Below are 21,805 nucleotides of genomic sequence, written 5' to 3' on the forward strand. Positions count from 1 at the left end.
GGGGTCAGGACTTCTTGCGGGCGATGGTCAGGCCGTCGGAGACGGTCAGCAGCACGGACTCGACGCGGTCGTCGGCCAGCACGTGGGCGTTGAAGTCGCGGATGGCCTTGGCGTTGCCGGTCGCGTCCGGGGACGCGGCCTCCCCGGCGTAGAGCACGTTGTCGGCCAGCAGCAGCCCGCCCGGCCGCACGCGCGGCACCAGCAGCTCCCAGTACTCGACGTAGCCGGCCTTGTCGGCGTCGATGAACACCAGGTCGACCACGGGTTCGTCGGGAATCCGGCGCAGGGTGTCGGCGGCCGGGCCGAGTTCGACCCGGATGCGGTCGGCGACCCCGGCGGCCTCCCACGCCCCTCGCGCGATGCCGGTCCACTCGGCGGACAGGTCGCAGGTCAGCACCTGGCCGCCCGGTAGCAGGCCCTGGGCCAGCGCCAGGGTCGAGTAGCCGGTGAAGGTGCCGACCTCGACGATCGTCTGCGCCCGCACGGTGCGGGCGAGCAGGGTCAGCAGCGCGCCCTGCGCGGACGGGATCTGCATCTCCGCCACGCCGCCGAGTTCGCGGGTGCGCTCGACCAGGTCGCGCTGGGCGTCCGAGAGCACCACCTGGTCCTGGACGTAGGTGAGCACCTCGTCGGTGAGCGCCACCGACTTCGGGGCTTCCGCCGTGGGTGACGCGGTCATGGCCTGTCCCTTCGTGGGGCCGGTCGGGCGAGGTCGCGGAGGCGTTCCAGCGGGGCCGCCAGGTCGCCTTGGAAGGCGTTGACGCGGTCGTCGCCGTAGTCGACGTCCGCGGGGCGCCCGGCGAGGTCGGCGAGGACGAGGTCGAGCCGCCCCGTGGTCTGCCCCGCGAACCCGCGCGCGCACACGGCGACGCGGTCGATGAGGAAGAACTCGTCGAAGCGGTCGCGGTCCGCGTCCGTGACGTCCTCGACGTGGGCGCCGGCCTCGCGCAGCAGCGACCTGCCCTCGGGGACGAGGCGCCTGCCGATCCCCATGTGGACGACCCGGTTGAACCTCAGCGCGTGCCTGAGGCGGTCGTCGGCCACGGGGCGGAACGCCGCCAGCAGTGACGTCACGTGTTCGTAGTCGCGGGCCCACGTGCCGCTGAACGCCGGGTGCCGGGCCTTCATCCTGGCCCGGATGACCTCGGCGTAGACCTCCGGCGAGCAGCTGCCGGAGTAGAGCAGCAGCGCCGAATACGCGTCGTACAGCTCGGCGGCGACCGCGCTGGTCCCGACCACGTCGGCCGGGTTCCGGGTGTCCGGTGCGGCGGTCAGGTGCTCGCGCAGCAACCGCCACGCGCAGACCGCCACGTGGTGACCGACGATCCACCGGTACCAGCCGATCGCGCTGTCCCGGTCGACCTCGGGCCACCGCGGGGGCGCGACCGGCGACCGGGTCGGGTCGGCGTGCGCCGAGCAGGTCGGGTCGGCGCACGCCTCCCCCTCGGTGAAGGGCGCGTCGGGCGCGGGCAGGCGCAGCGGGTCGGGTTCGGCGAACGGGTCGGAGCCGGGAGCGCCGGTGGTGACGGCGACGCTCGGCGGCGCCTCGGTGGCGGGTGCGCTCATCCGGGGTTCCCCGGCGCTGCCGCCGCGTCGGCGAGCCGGTCGTCCACGAAGCGGTCGAGGGCGTCGGCGGCGGCGCGGATGTCGGCGTCGAGCGGCCGGTCGCGGTCGACGGGCTCGACCACCTCGGCCAGGGCGTCCACCAGCTCGGCGCACCGGGGCGCGGTCGCCCCGCCGGGGCGCAGGTGGGCGGCCTGCCGCAGCGCCACGCCCAGGCAGCCGTGCAGCACGCGCAGCGACCTCGCCTGCCGCAGCGCGGTGATCGCGGCCTGGGTGCCGAACGGGATGACGTCCTGGTTGTGCAGGTTCGTCGGGATGCTCTGCGTGCTCGCGGGGACGCACGCCCGCCGCATCGCCACCACCACCGACGTCGCGACGACCTGGAGCCCCTGCACGCCGTGCTGCGCGCCCGCGTGCGGCGTGAGCATCGCGGGCAGCCCGGCGTTGCGGTTCGGGTCGATGAGCAGGTCGAGCTGCCGCTCGGCGAGGTTCCCGGTCTGGGTCACCGCCATCGACAGCGTGTCGGAGGCGAACGCGGCCGGCTGGCCGAAGAAGTTGCCGCCGTGCGCGGTCAGGTCCTCGTCGGCGAAGAACAGCGGGTTGTCGCTGACCCCGCCCAGGTCGTGCCGCACGGTCCGCTCCGCCCAGTCCAGGGCGGACCCCGCCGCGCCGAGCAGCTGCGGCACGCACCGCACGCTGTAGGGCTCCTGGAGCGACCGCTCACCGGTGGGGACGGTGCCCTCCAGCCAGTGCGCCAGCCGACGCCCCGCCCACGCGGTCTCCGGGTGGCCGAACGCGGCGAGCAGGTGCGGCGACAGGAACGCGGGCGCGGCGCCCAGCAGGTCGGTGAGCAGGGCGCTCAGCGCGAGCGCGACCTCGAGCGACCGACGGGCCGAGGCCACCGCGAGCCCGGCCGCTGCCGTGGTCACCGACGTGCCGTTGACCAGCGACAACGCGTCCCGGCCGCTGAGCGCCAGCGGGGTGAGCCCGGCCAGCGCCAACGCCTCCGCCGCGGGCATCCGCACGCCGTCGACGTAGGCGTGACCGACTCCGCGCAGCGCCTGCACGACGTGCGCGAGCGGAACGAGGTCACCGCTGGCCCCCACCGAGCCGAACTCCGGCACCGCCGGGGTGAACGAGGTGGCCAGCATGTTCCGCAGCCCGTGGAACACGGCGGTCGAGACACCGGACAGGCCGTGCGACAGCGACCGGAACCGCACCAGCACGGCGGCCCGCACCACCTCTTCGGGCAGGTCGGGCCCCTGACCGGCGGTCAGGTGCTGCAACGCGTTGTCGCACTGGTCCTCGTCGTCGGCACGACCGTCGAAGACGACCAGGGGCCCGAACCCCGTCGTGGCGCCGTAGACCGGTCGGCCGTCGGCGAGGCACCGGTCGACGAAGGCGCGCCCGCGCGCCACCCGGTGCTCGGTATCCGGGGTCACGACGACGTCCACGGGACGGGCGGCGGCTTCGAGCGATGCGGGGGTGAGGGGGTCGGTCGAGGTGAGCGTGAAAAGGCCGGAGGCCAGCGTCATGGTACTTCCCCGAACTGGAGAAAGAGGAGGTGAAATGACTTCCGCAGAGGTCGGGAATCAGGCTGCACGGAAGACTAACACCCGACGCACGTCACCGAAAGGAGTCGGACAGCACATTTCCACGCCTCCCAGCTGCACAAACCGTGCAGCAGAGCAGACTGAGGAACGGTAACGAAAATGGCAACAGCAGGTGATCAACGCCACTCGTGGGAGATCCGTACGAATGCGCGGGCCGACACCCCCGCCCTCCGGGGCGAAATATTTTACGATTCATCGCCCGATTGTCACCGGCAGTTCACGCCTTTTTCGCGGACCGCGTGGCGGCGGTTGCCGACGGGCGTGGCGGCCGGCGGACGCGGCACGACCCCCGCCGCGGCGCGGCGGGGGTCGTGCCGGTCGTTGCCGGTGTCGGACACCGAGCGGGGAAGAGGACGGCGCCCGCGGCACCGGACGTGGTCAGCCGGTGCAGTTGGGGACCGCGGGGACGCTGCCGACGCAGTTGTTGGCGGTGTTGGCGGTGATGGGGGCGTTGGTGGTGGTCATGGTGCCGCCTCGGCGGTAGACCCCACCGGCGTTGCCCAGGGCCAGCAGCGCGTGGTTGTTGGTCACGGCGGTCTGGGTCAGGGTCGTGGCGGTGGAGTTGATCGCGGAGATGCCTCCGCCGCGGCCGGCGCTGTTGCCGGTGACGAACAGGGGGCTGCCGGTGACGCCGGTGACGGTCAGCGTGCCGCGCAGGCCGTTGTAGATGCCGCCGCCGTCGCCGAGCAGGGTGGTGTTGCCGGAGACCGGGCTGTTGGTGAACGTGGCGGCGGGCGCGGTGCCGGAGGGCGTGTCGGCGTTGGCGAGGCCGCCGCCGTCGCCCGAGGCGGTGTTGCCGGTCAGGGTGCTGCCGGTCAGGGTGACCGCGCCGCGGTTGAGGATGCCGCCGCCGTCGCCCAGGACGTTGCCCCGGGTGAACGCCACGCCTGTGGTCAGGGTGAGGCTGCCCGTCGGGCCGACCTCGGCGATCCGGAACAGTCCCAGCCCCAGCAGCGAGGCGTTGGTGACGGTGGCCGGGCCGATCATCTCGATCGGGGTGGTGATCACCGGCAGCGCGTTCGACGCGCCGCCGTGGGCGGCGGTCATGCGGTACGTGCAACCCCCGGCCAGGACGAGGGTGTCCGAGGTGGGCGTGGAATTGGCCAGGTTGACCGCCGCGACCAAGGCGTTCGCACTGCACGCCACGGGAATGGTGATGGCCTGCGCCACGGAGGGAAGGGCGACCAGGCCCCCTGCCACGACGGTGACGCCTAACAGGGATTGGACGATCGTACGGGTACGGCGCATGACGATGTCATTTCCTGGAGCACAGTGGAGGGTGGCCCGAGTGGCACACCGGTGCGGAGAAGATGCGGACGACGTCCGCGCACCCGTGCGATTCGAACGAGCCGGTGGTGTAGACCCGTGCAAAAGACCCCGGCTTGCGATCCACCTCCGTGATCAATGGGAGGTGCTGCGCCACCGGGGTCCGGGGTAACGATTCCCAACCTACACCTTCGGCGGATCGGCCGATAGCGCAGTCGCCCGTATGGCGGTACGGACTGAGGGTTCGACGAAAGGCGACCGCGGATGTCCGGCCGATGTCCGGGCAACGTCACGCGTCGGTGACGCCGAGCGGAACACGGTGTGGTCATCCGAATTCCGGTGATGAAACGGAGGACCCAGTGCGAAGTCGAAAGATCTACCCGATCCTGGCCGCGGGCATCATGGTCATGGGTGGTTTCGCGGGGGCCGGCAGCGCCTCGGCAGCGGTTCCGTGCACGATCGGCCCCAACGTGACCCAGACGGACACCGCGGTGTTCGGGTCCGGCGGGAACGACACGATCGACTGCACCAGCGCGAACCCCGGCAAGACCGTCCACGGCAACGGCGGCAACGACACCGTCACCGGCACCGCCTACATCGACACGCTCAACGGCGGCGCCGGCGACGACACGCTCACCGGCGGGGTGGGCAACGACATCCTCAACGGCGACCTCGGCACGGACACGCTCAACGGCTCCGCGGGCAACGACACGCTCAGGGGTCCCGGCACCGACCTCGCCCAGGACACGCTCAACGGCGGCGACAACACCGACTCCTGCGGCCCTGTCGGCGTGCCCCCGGACCTGCGCAGCAGTTGCGAGTCGTAGGACCGCACCGCCGGGACGACCCGGCACGCGTGAGGACAGGACGACGACCCGGCCCTGCGAGGGGACCGGGTCGTTACGCGTGTCGAGCACATTCGAACATGCACCGAACGGGTGGTTTGAACAGCGCTCCACCACGAACGCGCGCAGGGGGTTCCACGGATTCGCAGTGGCGAAAACCCACTGCCCGCAGCGCCCTTCACCCCGACCACGCGCTGGTAACGTGGGCGAGCGGATTCCGGTCGACGGTCGGGCCACAGCCGGCCCGATTCCGGCACGGGAATTCGCGAGTCCGCGCAGGAAGTGCTCGACGAGCCCGAAGGGCTTTCCGTGATCATTCTTCCGGATCTTGCCGAAACGACATCGACACCGTGACCCTGCTCGCGGCGCCGGAGGTGCGCTCGACGCCCCACGGGGACCAGGGGGGTTTGCGCGTCGCGCTCCTCGACGGGTTTCGGCTCACGGGGGGAACCGGCGCCGTCCCCGCTTCCGGAGGAGCGGAGCGGTTGCTGGCGTTCATGGCGATGCGGCACCGACCGGTGGGGCGACTGCTCGTGGCGGGCTCCCTGTGGGCGGGTGCGACCGAGGGCCACGCCTACGCGGCACTGCGGTCCGCGCTGACCCGGATGAACCGCACCTGCCGGGAGGCACTGCTGGTCACCCCGTCCAGCCTGGAACTCGCGCCCGGCGTCTCGGTCGACCTGCACGCCGCCCAGGCGCTCGCCCACCGCCTGCTCGACGACGGTCCGCACGCGGCGGCGGACCTGGGCGCGGCGGCGGTCGCGACGCTGTCGTCGGAACTGCTGCCGCTCTGGTACGACGACTGGGTCCTGAGCGAGGCCGAGGACTGGCGCCAACTCCGGCTCCACGCGTTGGAGGCGGTGGTGGACGGCCTGGTCGAGGCGAGGCGTTTCGGTCACGCCACGGCGGCAGCGGGGGTGGTCGTCCGGGCCGACCCGCTACGGGAGAGCGCCCAGGCCGCCCTCATCCGCGTCCACCTGGCCGAGGGCAACCAGTCGGAGGCGGTGCACGCGTTCGACCGGTTCAGCCGCCTCCTGCGCACGGACTTGGGCCTCGTGCCCACTCCGGGGCTCCGGGAGCTGGTCGGGGGCCACGCGGGGCCACCCCGCGGCTGATCGGCGGCGAGCCGGCGCTCCACCGGGTTCCTCGGCTCCGCCTCAGCGTCGGACCGGCTTGGACGTGGTGGTCGTGCCGAGCAGTTCCGCGGTGTCGATGTCGCCCGCGATGACCCCGCGGGCGACGTGGCTGAGCTTGAGGTTGTGCCCGCGGGCGTGGCCGCGCAGCGCGGCGAAGGCGGTGTCCATGTCGACCCCGAGGCGTTCGGCGACCAGCCCCTTGGCCTGCTCGACGATCACCCGGCTGTTCAGCGCGGCCTGCAACTGCTCGGTGAGCACCTGGTGGTGGTGGATCGAGCGGTGTTGCAGCAGGCCGATGGTGGCGATGTCGACCAGCGCCGTGGCCGTCCGCAGCGCGACGGCGTCCAGCTCGCCCGCTTGGTCGCGGAAGAGGTTGAGCGCGCCGATCACCTCACTGCGCAGCCGCATGGGCACGGCGTCCACGGCCGCGAACCCCGCGTCGGTGGCCGCAGCGGTGAACCTCGGCCACTGCCGACCCGCGTTGGCCAGGTCGGGGTGCCCCACCCTGACGCCCGCCGCGAACGCGTCGAGGCACGGCCCCTCGTCGTTCTGGAGCTGGAAGAGCTCCAGCAGCCGGACCTGCTCGTTGGACGACGCGATCAGCTGCAACCGGCCCCGCTGGTCGGCCAGCAGCAGTCCCGCGGCATCGACGTCGAGGAGTTCGACGCACCGGTCCACGAGCATGTGCAGGAAGTCGATGACGTCGAAGTCGTCGACCAGGGTGTCGGCCAACCCGACGAACGTCTCGACGAGACGGTCACCGTCCATCACAGCCACCTCCACTGGTGTGTTCAGAGCGCGGTCGCGTCTCGCCCGTTGTCACGGTCCTCTCCCGTCCCTGTGGAACCGGCGCCGGCGCGCCACCACGTCCGCCGCCAGGTCGCCCAGCGGCACCTGCTCGGCGAACGCCCGCGCGCGCAGGTGGGCGAACGCGTCCGCCATGCCCACGTCCAACTGCGCCGCGACCATCCCGGTGGCCTGGTGCACCCGCGGGTTGTGCAGCGGGAGCACGTCCCCGTCGGCCCCGCTGTCCGCGCCCAGGCCCGCCTGCTCGTCCAGCAGCAGGCGCAGCGCCAGTTCCGCGAACGCCAAGGAGTCGGACAGCGCCGCGGCGTCGAGGTGACCCGCCTCGACCCGGTACAGCAGCAGGACCCCGACCCGGATCGCGCCGACGCACAGCGGCAGGGCGAAGAGCGACGCCGCCCCGGCCTCGACGGCCAGTGGGGTGAACACCGGCCACCGGGCCTGGCCGGACGGGGCGTCGAGGTCGGAGACGAGCGCCGGGCCGCCCCCGCTCCAGACGTCCACGGCCGGCCCTTCCCCCACCGTCACCTGCAACTCGGTCAACCGCTCCCCCAGGACGTCCGTGGCGCACCGGATCTCCGGCCAGCCGGAGGTGTCCACGGTCAGCACGACGCCGCTCACGCCCAACCGCGCGACCGCCGTCCGGCAGAGGGTGCCGACCGAGGCGGGCGCGTCCAGTTCGGCGGCCTTCTCCGCGATCCAGCGGCTCACCAGCACCAACCGACTGGTGGTGTATCGGGCCATCCGAACCCTCCCGGTCACCCGGCCGCACGGCACGACCCGAACACCGCCGCACCTCGGTGCCGCGATCAGCTCACTCTACGTACCGGTGGCCCCGGTCATCGGTCGGCACACCGGTCGACGGCGCTGTCACCCGGATGCGCGTCCAACCGCCCACCACACCACACCGGAATTCACCCGAAGAATCGCGATGGAATTCCACGACCGCCGGCCGGCGGAAACCGGCTCCGCCAACATTCCACCGAAACGCGTTTGACGCGGCCTTGTGCCGCGACGCGGTCCAACCGTATGCTCGCCCCCTGAACTCTCGCCGCCCAGACCTCGCGGACGCCGGATCGTGGTGAGGGAATTTCCATGGGTGTCGTCGTCCGAAACGCAGATCGATCGTCGCCCGTGGTCGTTCTGCCGTCGCCCGGCCACCCAGCCGCCCACGTCTTCACGGCCGCGGTGGAGCCGTTGTCGCCCTCCACCCTCGTGTGCGCGGTGACCGGCGAGGTGGATCTGGCGACCGCTCCACGCCTGCGCGACCTCCTCGTGGGGCAGATCCGCCTCGGAGGCCCGGACCTGGTGGTCGACCTCGGTGAGGTGCGCTTCTTCGGCGCGACCGGTCTCGGCGTCCTGGTCGATGCCCTGGCCGCGGCGGGGCTGGCGGGAGTGGGGTTCTGCGTCGTGGCCCGCACCCGCCGCGTGCTGTTGCCGCTGTCCGCCACCGGCCTGGACCTCGTGTTCGCCGTGTATCCGCACGTCGAAGGAGTGCCGGTGCGGGCAGACCCCTGACCGGGCCCCGCTGACGTCGGCGACGTCCGCCGTCCGCTCGACCGTTCCGTGGGAGCATGGCGCAACACGCGAATTCGCTCCGGACCTCGGCGGACCGCCACGTCACCCGGCTTCCCGGAGGTCCGCGATGCTCGACCCCAGGCACGACGCCCACGCGACGCCCGACCGCCCCGTGGACGACCGCCTCCAGGTGGTGCGGCGGCACGTGGGGGCGGCGGACGTCGTCGCGTTGGAGGCGTGCACGGCACAGCTGCGGGCGCTCGACCACCGGCACGGTGGAGGCCGTTGCGCGGACGAGGTCGTCGCGCGGCTGCCGATGGCCCTCGCGCTGCTGCCCCTCGCCTCCACCGAGCGGGTCGGCCATGCGCTCCGCACCGCGGTCGCGGACCTGCACAACCTGGCGGGCTGGGTGTGCTTCGACACCGGCCGGACCGGCGAGGCGCTCCGACACTTCCGGACGGCGTTGGCGCTGTCCGAGACGAACGGCGACCAGGCCCTCGTGTCGAACGTCCACTACCGGTTGGGACGGGTCCACCTGCACCACGGTGCCCCGAGGTCGGCCGAGGCCGAGTTCCGGACCGCCGAGCGGGCGGCCCGGGCAAGCGGTTCGGCGCTCGCGCGAGCCGTCGTCGCCGCGAACCAGGCGTGGGCGCACGCCCAGATGGGCTCCGCGCGGCGAGCGGCCGCGCTGCTGGCCGAAGCGGCGGATCACCACGCGCGAGCGCAGGGCGACCCGGTACCGGGCTGGGCGGCCTTCTTCACCGGCGTCGAGCTCTCGGCGATCGGCGGCGTGGTCCACGCGGAACTGGCGCGGACCGGAGACCCGCTCGCGGTCGGTGAAGCGGTCCGGCTGCTCACCGGGGCGGTGGACGGCTTCACGGCGGACATGGCGCGCAGCCGGGCGTTCAGCCTGGTCCCCCTCGCCGCCTGCCACCTGCTGGACGGCCAGGTCGACCGCGGCACACGACTGGGCGAGGACGCCGTCGACCTGTGCCAAGTGCTGGTGTCGGCGCGCACCACCGCGCGGTTGCGCCCGTTGCTGGACGCGGCGCGCGGGCGACCCGCCCACCGGGGCGCCCGCGCGCTGGCGGAGCGGATCGACCGGTTCCGCCCCGCCGGCACCGCCACCGGGTGGTCGGCCGCGGGCTTCCCGGACCGGTGACCACCGGGAGGAAGAGGCCGATTCACGTTTCGCCCGGAGAACCGGGCGCACAATGCCCAGTCGATCCCCGGGAAGTATTTCGCGGACCGCGGAGTCCACGCGGGATTCGAACGCACGCCATGTCGTACGTGTAGCATCGAACCGGAAGGCGACGTTTTCCTTGGCACCGTCGGTCCGCCGCACGACCCCGGATTTCCGCGTCCGGCGAGGCGGTCGAATGCCATCCGGCCACATCGCGCGCCCCGAGGACGGCGATGACGTACCGAGGGCACTCGATCGCCGGCTCCGACCGGCCGATGGCGGCCCCGCGGCACGTCTGCCGCGAGCACGCGGTCCTCAACCGCCGACGAACAGGACACATGTGGATCAGCTCAGCCTCGGGGTCATCGCGACGTCCCGCAAGGAGGACGAGCTCCGGCTCCCCCTCCACCCGCTGCACCTGGACCGGATCGACGCGGACCTCCGCGGTCGCATCCACCTCGAACACGGCTACGGGGAGCGCTTCGGCGTCTCCGACGAGCAGCTCGCGACGTCCGTCGCCGGGTTGCGCTCGCGCGAGGAGCTCATCGCCGAGTGCGACGTCGTCCTGCTGCCCAAGCCGCTCGCCGAGGACGTCGCGGAACTGCGGGAAGGGCAGGTGCTGTGGGGCTGGCCGCACTGCGTCCAGGACGCGGAGCTGACCCAGCTGGCCATCGACCGGCGGCTGACCCTCATCGCCTTCGAGGCGATGAACCACTGGAACCCCGACGGCTCGTTCGCCCTGCACGTCTTCCACAAGAACAACGAGCTCGCCGGCTACTGCTCGGTGCTGCACGCCTTGCAGCGGATCGGCTCGACCGGCGACTACGGCCGTCGGCTGCGCGCCGTCGTGATCGGCTTCGGCGCGACCGCGCGGGGCGCCGTGACCGCCCTCAACGCGCACGGCGTGCACGACGTCGACGTCCTCACCAACCGCCGGGTCGCGGAGGTCGGCTCGCCGATCCACTCCGCGCGGATCAGCCACTTCGGCCACGACGACGCCGACCCGCGACGCAGCCAGGTCACCACGGACACCGGCCGCGTTCCGCTGGCGGGGTTCCTCGCGGAGCACGACGTCATCGTCAACTGCGTGCTCCAAGACCCCGACGCGCCGCTGATGTTCCTCGTCGACGACGACCTGCCCGCGCTGGCCCCGGGAACCCTGATCGTCGACGTCTCCTGCGACGCGGGCATGGGCTTCGAGTGGGCGCGGCCCACCTCGTTCGCACAACCGGACTTCACGGTGGGCGACCACGTGCGCTACTACGGCGTGGACCACAGCCCGTCGTACCTGTGGAACTCGGCGACCTGGGAGATCAGCGAAGCGCTGCTCCCGCACCTGCGTCCGGTCCTCACCGGCGACTGGGACTCCAGCGAGGTGATCCGGCGTGCCGTCGAGATCCGCGGGGGAACCATCCTGAACCCCGGCATCCTCTCGTTCCAGCACCGCTCACCGGAGTACCCGCACGTCCGCGGCTGAGCCCGACCACCGGGACCACCACGCCGGTTTCCACCGCGCCCTCGCGGGTACCCCATCCGGGTGACGACCTGACGAGGTCGTCCGGCGCTCGACGAATCACACCGATCGCCCCGGATCCCGGCGACGGAGGACGAATTCCGTTTCCGGAGGGACGAACGTGATCGCGAAGGTCCAGTCGGACGCACCCCCGGTCGATGCCGAGGCGCAGCCCGTGCCGGCCAAGGGTTTCTGGCACGCCCGCATGGGCTGGGTGTTCCAGCGGGAACTGACGAACGCCGCCCGCTTCGGCCCCGACCTGCTCGCCGACGACGACATCCGGCGCGTCAACCGCTGGTTCCCCGCGCTGACCGCCGTGCCCCTGCTCGCACCCGCGCTCGCCGGAGGGCTGATCACGTGGAGCTCGTCGGGCGCGCCGACCGCCTTCTTCCGGGCCGGCCTGCTGCGCGTCGCCGTGCTGCACCACGTCACCTGGTCGGTGAACTCGATCTGCCACACGATCGGCGACCGACCGTTCGCGGCACGCGACAGGTCCGCCGACTTCCGGCCGCCGGCGCTCCTGTCGATGGGCGATCCTGTCGATGGGCGAGTCCTGGCACAACTCCCACCACGCCGACCCCACCTGCGCGCGCCACGGTGTCCGACGCGGCCAGGTCGACGTCTCCGCACGGCTGATCCGGGTCTTCGAGGAGCTCGGCTGGGCCACCACGGTCCGCCGGCCGAGGTCGGAACGGCCGGCCCGCGACCTCAAGACTCCCACCCCCTGACCGCGACACCCCGATCACGACGGCACTCCACGGAGGACTGACAGCACATGCAGGACACCCCCGAAGGCGAAGTCACCATCGACCAGCGCCTCCACCTGGGCACCGGGTTCCTCGCCCCCGAACGCGACTGGGTCGTGGAACACCTGGTCGCGCTCGGTTCGAGGTTGCGGTCCTTCCGGGACGACCAGGTCGACCTGGAGATCAGCCTGAAGGACCGCGACGGCGCCGAGCAACGGGTCACCCTGGAGTGCTGGATCAACCGGACCCCCCGCCTGCACCTCGTCGCCACGTCCTCGGAGCGCGATCTCTCCGCGGCGCTGAACGAGGTCCGCACCGAGTTGGTCCGGCAGGTCGACGAGGCCAAGACGCGCACCGAACCGCGCAACAACCGCGCGCTGAGGTCGGTGCCCACGTTGCCCGAACTCGGGTAGGCGACGGCCCCGCCGGTCTCCGCTCGGCGCACCGTCGCGGCTCCGGCCGTGCCGGTGCGCCGAAGCCCTCCCGCCTCGGCACCGGCTCGACCGGGATTCCACGCGTTTCGGCGGCGGGCGATCCGGGTCGGGCTGGTGCGGCGCGGTGGTGCCTCACACCACGACGACGACCTTCCGGCGTGCGCGGGACGGATACCGGTTGTCCGCGTCGTTCCGCGACATCGCCGGTCCGGGAACGACGACCGCGGCGGGGCGGCGCCTGCCGGGTGCGGTCACCACGGCCCCGAGGCCGGTGGTCGGAACGCGCGGATGCGTTCGGCGAGCTCGCGGGCGCCGCGGTGGGACCGGCGCCGCTCGGCCTCGTTGCGCAGTGGCCGCAGTCGCTCGACGGTGCGGTGGGACACCAGCCGCTCGCACAGGTCGACGGCCTGTCCGCCCTCCTGCACCGCGGTGTCCACGCGGTCGTCGAGCAGGTGGCAGACGGCCAGCGAGATGAGGCTGAACGCCCGGCCGCGCGTCCTGTCGACCCCGTAGCCCTCCGCGGCCGAGGTCAGCAGCGGCACCGCGAGGGACGCGTACCGGGGATCGACCACCAGCGCCAGTTCGGTGCGCACGACCCCGGTCAACGCCGAGAGGTCGGTCGGGGTGAGGAACGCCGGCCCCGTCTCCGATCCGCCCGCAGGCCGGGCGAGGTCGTCCTCGATGTCGGCGAGCAGGTCCACGACCTTCTCCTCCTGCCCCAGCCGCGCCCACGCCCACGCCGTGCCCGCCTTGATCAGGGTCGCCGCGCGCCACGACCCGCTCGCCTCGGCAGCCAGGCCGCCGAGCCGGAACTCCGCCAGCGCCCGGGAGGGCTCGTTGTGGTGCAGCCGCAGACGGCCCACACGGCAGTACACGTCGGACGTCAGCGACGTGTTGCCCGCCGACGCGGCGAGCGTCACGGCGGTGTTGAAGTACCCCAGGGCCGCACCGGTCATCCCGCTGTCGAACGCCGCCCACCCCGCCGCGCTGTGCAGATCGGCCACCGCCGTTCGCAACCGGACCCGGTCGGGGCCGGGGGCCGCGGGGGTCAGCAGTCCCAGGGCCGCGGGCAGCCGACCCACGGCCGCGTCGCGGGCGAGGGCGCCGCCGTACCGGTGGTCCAAGGCCCGCACGCCGCTGGTGAACGACTCCAGGTCCGCGGTCCGGGAGGCGTCGGACTCCCCGGGAGCGCCCCAGGAACCGTCGAAAGCCTCGTACGCGGGATCGGGCACCTGCCACCTCCGAACGCGGAAGACACGGGGTCTGCCGGGGTCCGGGGCAACCACGGCAATTCTGTCACGAAGCCCGGACCGAACGGCGTCGGGGACCCGAATGTCGTAGCGGCCCGGGTTCCCCCGGCCGGTTCGGGCGGGCGTGGCACAGGGGCGCGGACGAGGTCTCGCGTCGCCCCGGGGGCCACGTCGGGCTACGAGGAGGGCGGACTCGTCGCCCGACGACTCGCACGCTCCCGCACCGCGACCGAGGAGCGCCGCGAGGTTGCGCGCCCGACCGCGCGTCGCCGAGGACTTCGCCGCCACCCGCGCGCACCCACCCACCCGTCGGGGCGGCCTGGACGACCGGCCGCCCCGACGGGTGGCGCATCACACCCCGATCGCCCCCCGATCACACTCTGACGTAACGTGAGAGTGTGACCATGGCTCGGACCTCCGCCCCTCCACCACCCCTCGCCCCCGACGCGCTGCGCGTCACCGCCCTGGGAGGGCTCGGCGAGATCGGCCGCAACATGACCGTGTTCGAGCACGAGGGCAAGCTGCTGATCGTGGACTGCGGGGTGCTGTTCCCCGAGGAGCACCAGCCCGGCGTGGACGTCATCCTCCCCGACTGGAGCTGCATCCGCGGCCGGCTGTCCGACGTGGTCGCGGTCGTGCTCACCCACGGCCACGAGGACCACATCGGCGGGGTGCCCTACCTGCTGCGCGAACGCCCCGACATCCCGGTCGTCGGCTCCCGCCTGACCCTGGCCCTGCTGGCGGCCAAGCTGGTCGAGCACCGCATCAAGCCGGTCACGGTCGAGGTGGCCGAGGGCCGGCGGCTGGTCCGCGGGCCGTTCGACCTGGAGTTCCTGGCGGTCAACCACTCCATCCCGGACAGCCTGGCCATCGCGATCCGCACCTCCGCCGGCCTCGTGCTGCACACCGGCGACTTCAAGATGGACCAGTTCCCGCTCGACGGGCGGATCACCGACCTGCGCGGTTTCGCCCGCCTCGGCGAGGAGGGCGTCGACCTGTTCCTGGTCGACTCCACCAACGCCGACGTGCCCGGCTTCACCACCTCCGAGCGCGACCTCGCCCCTGCCATCGACGAGGTGTTCCGCACCACGCCGCGCCGGGTGATCGTCTCCAGCTTCGCCAGCCACGTCCACCGCATCCAGCAGGTCCTCGACGCCGCCCACGCGCACGGCCGCAAGGTCGCCTTCGTGGGCCGCTCGATGGTCCGCAACATGGCCGTCGCCACCGAGCTGGGCTACCTCAAGGTGCCCGACGGCCTGGTCGTGGACATCAAGCGCATGGACCGGCTCAAGCCCCAGCAGGTGACCCTGGTCTGCACCGGCTCCCAGGGTGAGCCCATGGCCGCGCTGTCGCGTATGGCCGGCGGCGACCACTCGATCCAGGTCGAGGAGGGCGACACCGTCCTGCTCGCCAGCTCGCTGATCCCCGGCAACGAGAACGCCATCTACCGGGTCATCAACGGCCTGATCGACCGCGGCGCGAACGTGGTGCACAAGGGCAACGCCAAGGTCCACGTCTCCGGCCACGCCAGCGCCGGCGAGCTGGTCTACTGCTACAACATCGTGCAACCGGCCAACGTGCTGCCCGTGCACGGCGAGGCGCGCCACCTGCGCGCCAACGCCGAACTCGCCATCAAGACCGGCGTGCACCGCGACCGGGTGCCCATCGCCGCCAACGGCCACGTCGTGGACCTCCACGAGGGACGCGCGCAGGTCACCGGCAAGGTCGAGATCCACAACGTCTACGTCGACGGGCAGACCGTCGGCGGCGTCACCGAGGCCTCCCTGGCCGAACGCCGCACCCTCGGCGAGGAGGGCGTCATCGCGGTCGTCGCGATCGTCGACCTCGACACCCGGCGGCTCGCCGACCCCCCGGACTTCATCGCCCACGGCTTCGAGCACGACGCCTCGACCTTCGCCCCCGCCGTGCCCGCCATCGAGAAGGCCCTGGCCGGCGCGAACGAGCGCGGCGTCACCGACTTCGAGGAGTTGGAGCGGCTCATCGCGCGCGAGGTGCAGTACTGGGCGCACCGGACCCACCGCCGCCGCCCCGTGGTCATCCCGGTCGTGATCGAGGCCTGAGTCCCCGACCCCCGCGCGCCCCGCTCCGACCGCTTCCGACGGGTCGGGGCGTGCGGGGCCGGGGCGCGCGGGGCCGGGGCGCGCGTCGTGCGGCCGGAGCGGGGCGTCGGGCAGGGCCGTCGACCCGCGACACGCGGCCCGCCCTCGTGCGAGCCGGAGGCCCGGACTCCGCGATCACCCGTTCTCGTCGGTCTCGGTGTGCGGGCTGCCCACCGGCTTGGACTGCGACGAGCCGCGTTGGCGCAGGTAGACGCTGAACACCACGATCGAGCCGATGGCCAGGAACTCCGACTGCCAGTTCTGCAGCGACCGGTTCCAGAAGTCCGGGGACGCCAGGTACTCCCACCACGTCACGGTGTCCTGGAAGTCGACCAGCTGCTCGTTGTTGTAGGCGCTGCGCCCGGCGATGGACTGCGCGCCCCACGAGCCCAGGAACAGCGCCAGCACGACCAGGCCCAGCGAGTTCGAGTACAGGCCGGTGCGCCACCCGCCGGCACGCGCCCACGGCGGTGAGTCCCGCTCGACGTGCTCGCCCAGCAACTGCTGCTCGTCGGTCTCCCGACCGAGCCGGTCGGCGGGCTTGGACTCGGCGGACCCCCTCTGCACCAGCCACACGCAGGCGAGGATGAACAGGACGAACTGGAGGTACTCGGACTGCCAGTTCTCCGCCACGTCGACCGCGAAGTCCGACGAGGTGACGTAGGCCCACAGGCCGATCGGGTCGCCGCCGTCGGTCAGCCGGCGCTCGTTGAGGTCGGCGTTGCCGGCGAACGCCTGGCCGACCAGCGACGCCAGGAAGAGCAGGCCGAAGAACAGGCCCAGGCCGTTGTCGCGCAGGAACCTCTTCACATCCCCACCAACCCGACCACGCTGAAGAGCACCAGCAAGACCAGCACACCCAGCAGGTAGGCGTAGAACATCCCGCGTCGCGTCACCGGCCACCCACCTCGCACCGGTACGGCCGGTCCCCCCGCGGCTCACAGCCGCACCGGAGATCCGCCAACCCACCGCCAGCTCCCGCAGGAACAGCACGTCGTCGCCGAGGCGCACGCGGGCCGCGTCACCCCACACCTCGACCTGCTCCACCCCGCCGCCCGCGACCTCCAGGGCCGCGCAGTCGGCGTCCTCGCGGGCTTCCTCGGTCAGCATGTCGCAGGCCCGCGCCGACTCCCCGGCGGCGACCGCGGACGCGAAGTCCCCCGCCGCCTGCCGTACCAGGTCCTCGGTGCCGGAACCGCAGCCGCCCACCAGCACCACCGCGGACAACAGCGATCCGACACGCACCACGGTCGGGCGATGCTCCCTCACCGGCACGGGCTCCTCTCGATGGTCGACACCCCCTGCTTCCCCGCGATACGGGGTGTCAAACACCCTTCGGGGTCGTCGACCTCACCCGGCGGTGGCGCCCCATGACAGTGACCTCGACCCGCGCGAACGGGCGGCTCCCGGCCCGGACGCCGCGCCGGAGCAACTCCGGGCCGCACGGGGGCGGAGGTGACCGCCCCGGGTCAGCGGTTGCGGCCGGACAGCGCGTCGCGCAGTCGGTCGATCAGGCCGGTGCCGGGGTTGAGCAGCAGGTTGGCCGGCGGCCTGTCCGGGGCCCCCGGATGAGGTCGGGTCGGGGCGACCTTCTTGGCCGCGATCACCTTGCGCCCCAGCTCCTGGAGGTCCTCGGCCGAGCAGCGGGCGGCGAGCTGGGGCAGGAGGTCCTCCTCCTCGTCCTCGATGTGGTGGCGGATCTCCCGCATCAGCTCGCCCAGCAGCTCGTCGAAGCGCGGATCGGTCGGGTCGAGGGCCTCCAGGTCCTTCATGACCCGCTCGGCCTCGGCGTGCTCCTCGATCTCGTGGTCGGCCACCTCGTCGCCGTCGGGCAGGACCTTCCGGGCGGCCGGGTACATGAACTGCTCCTCGGCCACCGAGTGCCGCACCAGCTCGGCGATGACGTGGTCGACCAGCGCGCGCCGGTGCTCCGGGGTGCCCCTGCCGGACTCCAGTTCCTGGAACACCCGCTCGACCTCGCGGTGGTCTGCGGTGATCACGCGGACCAGGTCGGTGTCGTGCTCCCGCTCAACGGTCATGGACGATCTCCTCCGGACGTCGGTTCACCGCCGCTTACCCGAACGGGGAGGGTCCAACCACGCACCACCCGAACCGGCGGGCCGGCGGAGCCGGACGGGTCCGGCGTCGACGGGCACGCGGAACAGGTGGTAGGGCGTGCGCCGCCGGTCCTCGCCCCCCTGGTACTTCGCCTGGCGGTGCAGCTGGTTCGCGGTGACGTAGAGGTGGCCGTCGGCGATCGACATCGTGTCCGGCCACAGCAGGCGCGGGTCGTGGGCGACGGTCTCGAACGAGCCGTCCGGCAACCTCCGCAGCACCGCGTCGTGCTCGTAGTTCGTCAGGTACAGCCGTCCGGCGTCGTCGGTCTCCAGGCCGTCCGCGCCGCCGCCCTTGTCGCCCTCGTCGACCACCTGCTCGCCCACCTCGTCGTCGGGCAGCGACCGGTCCAGCAGGGCGTGGGTGGGCACGCTGTACCAGCGGCGGGAGGCCAGCGGGCAGTAGAACAGCCGCGTGCCGTCGGCGCTGATCGCGATGCCGTCCGCCCCCATCGTCACCGGTTCCGGCTCCCCCTCGGCGGGGCGCTCCAGGAACGGCGTGCCCTCCACGACCGGGCGGAAGGCGTCCAGGGGCTCGGCCTTGGTGGACGGGTGGTCGTGCAGCCTGCGCCAGGACTCGCCGGTGGCCAGGTCGACCACGATGATGCCGTTCGGGCCCGAGTCGGCCGAGTCGGTGATGTAGGCGACCCCGGCATCCCCGTGCCGCAGGTCGAACCGCACGTCGTTGAGGTAGGTCGTCCCCGGGGCCACCTCGGGCGGGAAGGTGATCACCCGGACGACGGTGTCGGTGGCCAGGTCGACGCACACCAGCTTCGGCCCGCCCGGCTCGGTCCGCCGGAACAGCGGGCTGCCCGTGTCGAGCACCCACAGCCGGTCGGCCGGGTCGACCACGACGCTCTGCACCGACACGAACGCGCCCTCGTCGTCGTCCGAGGACGGCGAGTTCCACGCCTGGTCGGGGAACGGCACCTCGACCCCGTCGCGCAGCTCCACGACGGTCGCGGGGACGTCGTCGCCCCACTTCGGGAAGTTCACGAACACCCGACCGGTGTGCGACACGCCGACCCCGGTCGGCATCGGGCCGGTGAACTCGTGCACCACTTCCAGCTCGTTCACGCGGGCGCTCCTCGTTGGACGTGCGGTCGGCGGAGTGGGCATGCACAGGGCCTACCCACTCCTCCCGGTCCCAATCGGGCGCGGTTCGCCGCCCGGGTCGTGCACGTCGTAGCCGCCGGCACGGCCTGTATTCGCGGTCACGCTCAGGGGGTAACCCGACAGGGGATAACGACGACGACACCGGAGGTCGACATGCAACCGTTCCTGTTCGTCCCGTGGGTGTGGCGCGACCCGTCATGGCTGACCGATCCGGACACCGCCCGCGGGGACGACCGCGACACCGGTGCCGACGACGCCCGCGGCGCCGCCGGCACCGGACGACGCCCCGACGTCGGCCTGATCGGCTACGACGTGGAGGCCACCGACGGCGGCATCGGCAAGGTCGACGAGGACAACGCCGAGGTCCCGGCCGACTGCCTGATGGTCGACACCGGCCCCTGGATCTTCGGCCGCAAGGTCGTCCTGCCCGTCGGTACCGTGCGGCGCGTGGACCACCAGGAGCGCAAGGTCCACGTCGACCGCACCAAGGAGCAGATCAGGAACGCGCCAGAGTACGACCCGGACGACACCGACCACGACGGCCACCGCCGACGCACCGGTGACTACTACACCGAGACCTACCGCCTCGTGCCGCCCATGCTGTAGCCCGGGGTGGGGCTGGACGGACGCGTGCGGCGCCCGCGGTCCACCGGGTGGGCGCGCCCCGGGCGCCGCACCGCCGTCGCCATCGCCGTCAGTCCTTCAGGGGATCGTGTCCCCAGTTCATCAGGGAGTAGCGCCACTTCATGTGCTCCACGTCCCCGTCCGGGCGCTGCGCGAGGTGGCGGTGGACGTAGCCGACGACCTTGCGCATGTGCGCCTGGTCGTCGTCGGTCAGCTCGGCCTTCTTCTTCCGCAGCAGCTCCACGATGCGCCTGCCGGACTCGTGCCCGACCGACTCCCCGCCGTCGGACTGGCCGACCGACTTCGACTCGTCGGTGTCCAGCCACCGCTCCAGCTCGGTCGCGGTCATGTTCACGGCCTCGTCGAACTCCCCGCTCACGAGGCGTCCCCCAGCGCGCTCGGCTTGTGCACCGCGTCCTTGCCGCTCTTGTCACTGCGCACGCGGTACTGCGGCTCGTCCTCCGACGCGCGCACCGCGCGGCCCGCCGCCTCGGTGTCCTCGGTGATCTCCTCGACCACCTCGCCGTGCACCGTCCGCCCGTGGCTGGACCAGGTGACCTCGTCGCCCTCGTCGAACTTCTCCTCACCCATGGGCAGAGTCTGTGCCGTCGCACCGGGCCGCGCACGGCGGTCGCACGCCGAACGGGCGCGCACCGCACCATTTCACCCGGCGGGGTGGTCGGTGGTGACCACGGGTGGCACGGCCGGTGTCGCGCCCGGCGGGCGACGCGGGCCGCACCGCGCGGATTCCCGCGCGCGGAGGTGCAGACGACGGGCACCGGGGGTACTCCGCGCCCACCGGCGAGCAGGACCAGGCCGGTCGACCGGATCGGCCTGGTCCTGTCGTGCGACGACTCCCACGCATCGGAGGGGGAGCACTCATGAGCGACGTCACCGCGGTCGACGTGCTGCTGGACGGGTTCGCGCGGGTGCGCGAGTCTGTGGAGCGCGTGCCGGAAGGCCTGACCCCGCAGCAGTTGACGCACCGGGTCGGCGGCACGGGCAACCCGATCGCCTGGCTGCTCTGGCACCTGACCCGCGTGCAGGACGACCACGTCGCCGAGGTCGCCGGCACCGAGCAGGTCTGGACCGCGGACGGCTGGGCCGGGCGCTTCGACCTGCCGCTGCCGACCGGGGACACCGGCTACGGGCACGGCGGCGAGCAGGTCGCCGCGGTCACCGCGTCCGCCGACCTGCTCCTCGGCTACCACCGGGCGGTCCACGACCGCACCACGGCCTACCTGGGCGGTCTGGGCGCCGGTGACCTGAGCCGGGTCGTGGACGACTCGTGGGACCCGCCCGTGACCCTGGCCGTGCGGCTGCTCAGCGTGATCGAGGACGACCTCCAGCACGTCGGCCAGGCCGCTTTCGTCCGCGGCGTCCTGCCGGAGCGCTGATCCCCGCGACGCGAACGGCGGGGGCGCACCGGCAGGAGCACTCCGGGACCCGGTGGCCGGCGGTCAGCCCATGGTGGCGAGCAGGTCGCGGCAGGCGGTCTCGCACGCCCGGCACGCCTCGGCGCAGATGCGGCAGTGCTCGTGCATCTCCGCGTGCGACCCGCACTCGTCGCCGCAGGACTTGCACGCCGTCGCGCACGCCTCCAGCAAGGACCGGCTGATGTTGGCGTCGTAGCCGGTGTGCCGCGACAGCACGCGGGCGGTCGTGCCGCAGATGTCGGCGCAGTCCATGTTGGTGCGCACGCACTTGGTCAGCTCCGCCACCGAGCTCTCGCTCAGGCAGGCGTCCGCGCAGGCCGTGCACGCCTCCGCGCACGCGATGAGCGCGTCGATCGCCTCGGCGAGCTTGCCCCGGTCCAGGTTGATCTCGGCCGGGTAGGTCTCCATCATCGGCATCGTCGTCGTGGTCACGTCGACCCTTCCTCCGTCGGATTCCGTTCCCCTCGTGGCTACCCGGGACCGTGCCGGCGAACCTGGCGAACGCCTTGCGGCGGGGCCGCGGC

At 72.6% G+C, this 21,805-nt stretch carries 22 protein-coding genes and 1 pseudogene; 10 read left to right on the forward strand and 13 right to left on the reverse strand.

The window, feature by feature from the left end; all coding sequences use genetic code 11:
• Positions 1 to 4 precede the first annotated feature (4 nt).
• From J2S66_RS13120 to J2S66_RS13135, 4 genes are all read right to left on the reverse strand, one after another.
• Positions 5 to 679, reverse strand: coding sequence for an O-methyltransferase (locus tag J2S66_RS13120; RefSeq protein WP_310307266.1), 675 nt, complete (start codon positions 677 to 679; stop codon positions 5 to 7).
• On the reverse strand, positions 676 to 1,566 hold the full coding sequence (locus J2S66_RS13125) for a 3-methyl-L-tyrosine peroxygenase-related protein (RefSeq protein WP_310307267.1): 891 nt from the start codon (positions 1,564 to 1,566) through the stop codon (positions 676 to 678). Before J2S66_RS13125 ends, J2S66_RS13120 begins: the two co-directional genes overlap by 4 nt.
• Positions 1,563 to 3,098, reverse strand: a complete 1,536-nt coding sequence (locus J2S66_RS13130; RefSeq protein WP_310307268.1) for an HAL/PAL/TAL family ammonia-lyase — start codon at positions 3,096 to 3,098, stop codon at positions 1,563 to 1,565. The genes J2S66_RS13125 and J2S66_RS13130 overlap by 4 nt, the downstream gene beginning before the upstream one ends.
• Positions 3,099 to 3,554: 456 nt before the next feature.
• The gene (locus J2S66_RS13135; protein ID WP_310307269.1) at positions 3,555 to 4,322 is read right to left on the reverse strand and encodes a hypothetical protein; all 768 of its coding nucleotides are present in this window, start codon (positions 4,320 to 4,322) and stop codon (positions 3,555 to 3,557) included.
• Positions 4,323 to 4,801: 479 nt separating this feature from the next.
• Between J2S66_RS13135 and J2S66_RS13140 the strand changes: the two genes are divergently transcribed.
• Together J2S66_RS13140 and J2S66_RS13145 are read left to right on the forward strand one after the other, a co-directional pair.
• The gene (locus J2S66_RS13140) at positions 4,802 to 5,269 is read left to right on the forward strand and encodes a calcium-binding protein (RefSeq protein WP_310307270.1); all 468 of its coding nucleotides are present in this window, start codon (positions 4,802 to 4,804) and stop codon (positions 5,267 to 5,269) included.
• Positions 5,270 to 5,772: 503 nt separating this feature from the next.
• A complete protein-coding gene (locus tag J2S66_RS13145) occupies positions 5,773 to 6,402 on the forward strand; it encodes an AfsR/SARP family transcriptional regulator (RefSeq protein ID WP_310307272.1) in 630 nt (209 codons plus the stop codon).
• Positions 6,403 to 6,444: 42 nt separating this feature from the next.
• On the opposite strand, the gene J2S66_RS13150 is transcribed toward J2S66_RS13145, so the two are convergent.
• Together J2S66_RS13150 and J2S66_RS13155 are read right to left on the reverse strand one after the other, a co-directional pair.
• Positions 6,445 to 7,191 (reverse strand): GAF and ANTAR domain-containing protein, encoded by a 747-nt coding sequence (locus tag J2S66_RS13150; RefSeq protein WP_310307273.1) that lies wholly within the window; start codon positions 7,189 to 7,191, stop codon positions 6,445 to 6,447.
• A 51-nt stretch (positions 7,192 to 7,242) separates the two neighbouring features.
• Positions 7,243 to 7,971 (reverse strand): GAF and ANTAR domain-containing protein, encoded by a 729-nt coding sequence (locus J2S66_RS13155; RefSeq protein ID WP_310307275.1) that lies wholly within the window; start codon positions 7,969 to 7,971, stop codon positions 7,243 to 7,245.
• A 351-nt stretch (positions 7,972 to 8,322) separates the two neighbouring features.
• On the opposite strand from J2S66_RS13155, the gene J2S66_RS13160 reads away from it, so the two are divergent.
• The 5 genes and pseudogenes from J2S66_RS13160 (at position 8,323) to J2S66_RS13180 (ending at position 12,600) form a co-directional block, all read left to right on the forward strand.
• The gene (locus tag J2S66_RS13160; RefSeq protein ID WP_310307276.1) at positions 8,323 to 8,745 is read left to right on the forward strand and encodes an STAS domain-containing protein; all 423 of its coding nucleotides are present in this window, start codon (positions 8,323 to 8,325) and stop codon (positions 8,743 to 8,745) included.
• A gap of 10 nt (positions 8,746 to 8,755) precedes the next feature.
• Positions 8,756 to 9,907, forward strand: a complete 1,152-nt coding sequence (locus tag J2S66_RS13165; RefSeq protein WP_510184967.1) for an NsdA family TPR-like regulatory protein — start codon at positions 8,756 to 8,758, stop codon at positions 9,905 to 9,907.
• A 361-nt stretch (positions 9,908 to 10,268) separates the two neighbouring features.
• The gene (locus J2S66_RS13170; protein ID WP_310307278.1) at positions 10,269 to 11,405 is read left to right on the forward strand and encodes a N(5)-(carboxyethyl)ornithine synthase; all 1,137 of its coding nucleotides are present in this window, start codon (positions 10,269 to 10,271) and stop codon (positions 11,403 to 11,405) included.
• A gap of 217 nt (positions 11,406 to 11,622) precedes the next feature.
• Positions 11,623 to 12,169: pseudogene (locus tag J2S66_RS13175) on the forward strand (acyl-CoA desaturase); the annotation flags it as partial.
• 47 nt (positions 12,170 to 12,216) lie between these two features.
• On the forward strand, positions 12,217 to 12,600 hold the full coding sequence (locus J2S66_RS13180) for an HPF/RaiA family ribosome-associated protein (RefSeq protein ID WP_310307280.1): 384 nt from the start codon (positions 12,217 to 12,219) through the stop codon (positions 12,598 to 12,600).
• A 272-nt stretch (positions 12,601 to 12,872) separates the two neighbouring features.
• Here the strand turns inward: J2S66_RS13180 and J2S66_RS13185 are convergent, their stop codons facing one another.
• The gene (locus J2S66_RS13185; RefSeq protein ID WP_510184961.1) at positions 12,873 to 14,177 is read right to left on the reverse strand and encodes an NsdA family TPR-like regulatory protein; all 1,305 of its coding nucleotides are present in this window, start codon (positions 14,175 to 14,177) and stop codon (positions 12,873 to 12,875) included.
• A 98-nt stretch (positions 14,178 to 14,275) separates the two neighbouring features.
• On the opposite strand from J2S66_RS13185, the gene J2S66_RS13190 reads away from it, so the two are divergent.
• A complete protein-coding gene (locus J2S66_RS13190) occupies positions 14,276 to 15,952 on the forward strand; it encodes a ribonuclease J (RefSeq protein ID WP_310314780.1) in 1,677 nt (558 codons plus the stop codon).
• Positions 15,953 to 16,126: 174 nt separating this feature from the next.
• Here J2S66_RS13190 and J2S66_RS13195 read toward each other — a convergent pair whose 3' ends face one another.
• From J2S66_RS13195 to J2S66_RS13205, 3 genes are all read right to left on the reverse strand, one after another.
• Positions 16,127 to 17,260, reverse strand: a complete 1,134-nt coding sequence (locus J2S66_RS13195; RefSeq protein ID WP_310307283.1) for a DUF6766 family protein — start codon at positions 17,258 to 17,260, stop codon at positions 16,127 to 16,129.
• Between the two features lie 200 nt (positions 17,261 to 17,460).
• Positions 17,461 to 18,030, reverse strand: a complete 570-nt coding sequence (locus J2S66_RS13200; protein WP_310307284.1) for a hemerythrin domain-containing protein — start codon at positions 18,028 to 18,030, stop codon at positions 17,461 to 17,463.
• Positions 18,031 to 18,054: 24 nt separating this feature from the next.
• Entirely contained in the window at positions 18,055 to 19,182 is a 1,128-nt protein-coding gene (locus J2S66_RS13205) for an L-dopachrome tautomerase-related protein (protein WP_310307286.1), read from the reverse strand.
• A 192-nt stretch (positions 19,183 to 19,374) separates the two neighbouring features.
• Here J2S66_RS13205 and J2S66_RS13210 point away from each other — a divergent pair, with 192 nt between their 5' ends.
• Positions 19,375 to 19,827 (forward strand): PRC-barrel domain containing protein, encoded by a 453-nt coding sequence (locus J2S66_RS13210; RefSeq protein WP_310307288.1) that lies wholly within the window; start codon positions 19,375 to 19,377, stop codon positions 19,825 to 19,827.
• An 88-nt stretch (positions 19,828 to 19,915) separates the two neighbouring features.
• Here J2S66_RS13210 and J2S66_RS13215 read toward each other — a convergent pair whose 3' ends face one another.
• Both J2S66_RS13215 and J2S66_RS13220 read right to left on the reverse strand, forming a co-directional pair.
• The gene (locus tag J2S66_RS13215; protein WP_310307289.1) at positions 19,916 to 20,224 is read right to left on the reverse strand and encodes a DUF3140 domain-containing protein; all 309 of its coding nucleotides are present in this window, start codon (positions 20,222 to 20,224) and stop codon (positions 19,916 to 19,918) included.
• Entirely contained in the window at positions 20,221 to 20,436 is a 216-nt protein-coding gene (locus J2S66_RS13220; RefSeq protein WP_310307290.1) for a hypervirulence associated TUDOR domain-containing protein, read from the reverse strand. Before J2S66_RS13220 ends, J2S66_RS13215 begins: the two co-directional genes overlap by 4 nt.
• Before the next feature lie 290 nt (positions 20,437 to 20,726).
• Between J2S66_RS13220 and J2S66_RS13225 the strand changes: the two genes are divergently transcribed.
• Positions 20,727 to 21,242, forward strand: a complete 516-nt coding sequence (locus tag J2S66_RS13225; protein ID WP_310307291.1) for a mycothiol transferase — start codon at positions 20,727 to 20,729, stop codon at positions 21,240 to 21,242.
• A gap of 63 nt (positions 21,243 to 21,305) precedes the next feature.
• On the opposite strand, the gene J2S66_RS13230 is transcribed toward J2S66_RS13225, so the two are convergent.
• Positions 21,306 to 21,713, reverse strand: a complete 408-nt coding sequence (locus J2S66_RS13230; RefSeq protein WP_310307292.1) for a four-helix bundle copper-binding protein — start codon at positions 21,711 to 21,713, stop codon at positions 21,306 to 21,308.
• Positions 21,714 to 21,805 lie beyond the last annotated feature (92 nt).

Origin of the sequence: Saccharothrix longispora (genome assembly GCF_031455225.1) — a bacterium.
GTDB classification, from domain to species: Bacteria; Actinomycetota; Actinomycetes; order Mycobacteriales; family Pseudonocardiaceae; genus Actinosynnema; species Actinosynnema longispora.

What these genes read in the sequence shown, in the direction of transcription:
- J2S66_RS13120 (WP_310307266.1), bottom strand. Translation starts at nt 679, where the DNA reads ATGACCGCGTCACCCACGGCGGAAGCCCCGAAGTCGGTGGCGCTCACC.
- J2S66_RS13125 (WP_310307267.1), bottom strand. Translation starts at nt 1,566, where the DNA reads ATGAGCGCACCCGCCACCGAGGCGCCGCCGAGCGTCGCCGTCACCACC.
- J2S66_RS13130 (WP_310307268.1), bottom strand. Translation starts at nt 3,098, where the DNA reads ATGACGCTGGCCTCCGGCCTTTTCACGCTCACCTCGACCGACCCCCTC.
- J2S66_RS13150 (WP_310307273.1), bottom strand. Translation starts at nt 7,191, where the DNA reads ATGGACGGTGACCGTCTCGTCGAGACGTTCGTCGGGTTGGCCGACACC.
- J2S66_RS13155 (WP_310307275.1), bottom strand. Translation starts at nt 7,971, where the DNA reads ATGGCCCGATACACCACCAGTCGGTTGGTGCTGGTGAGCCGCTGGATC.
- J2S66_RS13160 (WP_310307276.1), top strand. Translation starts at nt 8,323, where the DNA reads ATGGGTGTCGTCGTCCGAAACGCAGATCGATCGTCGCCCGTGGTCGTT.
- J2S66_RS13180 (WP_310307280.1), top strand. Translation starts at nt 12,217, where the DNA reads ATGCAGGACACCCCCGAAGGCGAAGTCACCATCGACCAGCGCCTCCAC.
- J2S66_RS13190 (WP_310314780.1), top strand. Translation starts at nt 14,276, where the DNA reads ATGGCTCGGACCTCCGCCCCTCCACCACCCCTCGCCCCCGACGCGCTG.
- J2S66_RS13200 (WP_310307284.1), bottom strand. Translation starts at nt 18,030, where the DNA reads ATGACCGTTGAGCGGGAGCACGACACCGACCTGGTCCGCGTGATCACC.
- J2S66_RS13210 (WP_310307288.1), top strand. Translation starts at nt 19,375, where the DNA reads ATGCAACCGTTCCTGTTCGTCCCGTGGGTGTGGCGCGACCCGTCATGG.
- J2S66_RS13220 (WP_310307290.1), bottom strand. Translation starts at nt 20,436, where the DNA reads ATGGGTGAGGAGAAGTTCGACGAGGGCGACGAGGTCACCTGGTCCAGC.
- J2S66_RS13225 (WP_310307291.1), top strand. Translation starts at nt 20,727, where the DNA reads ATGAGCGACGTCACCGCGGTCGACGTGCTGCTGGACGGGTTCGCGCGG.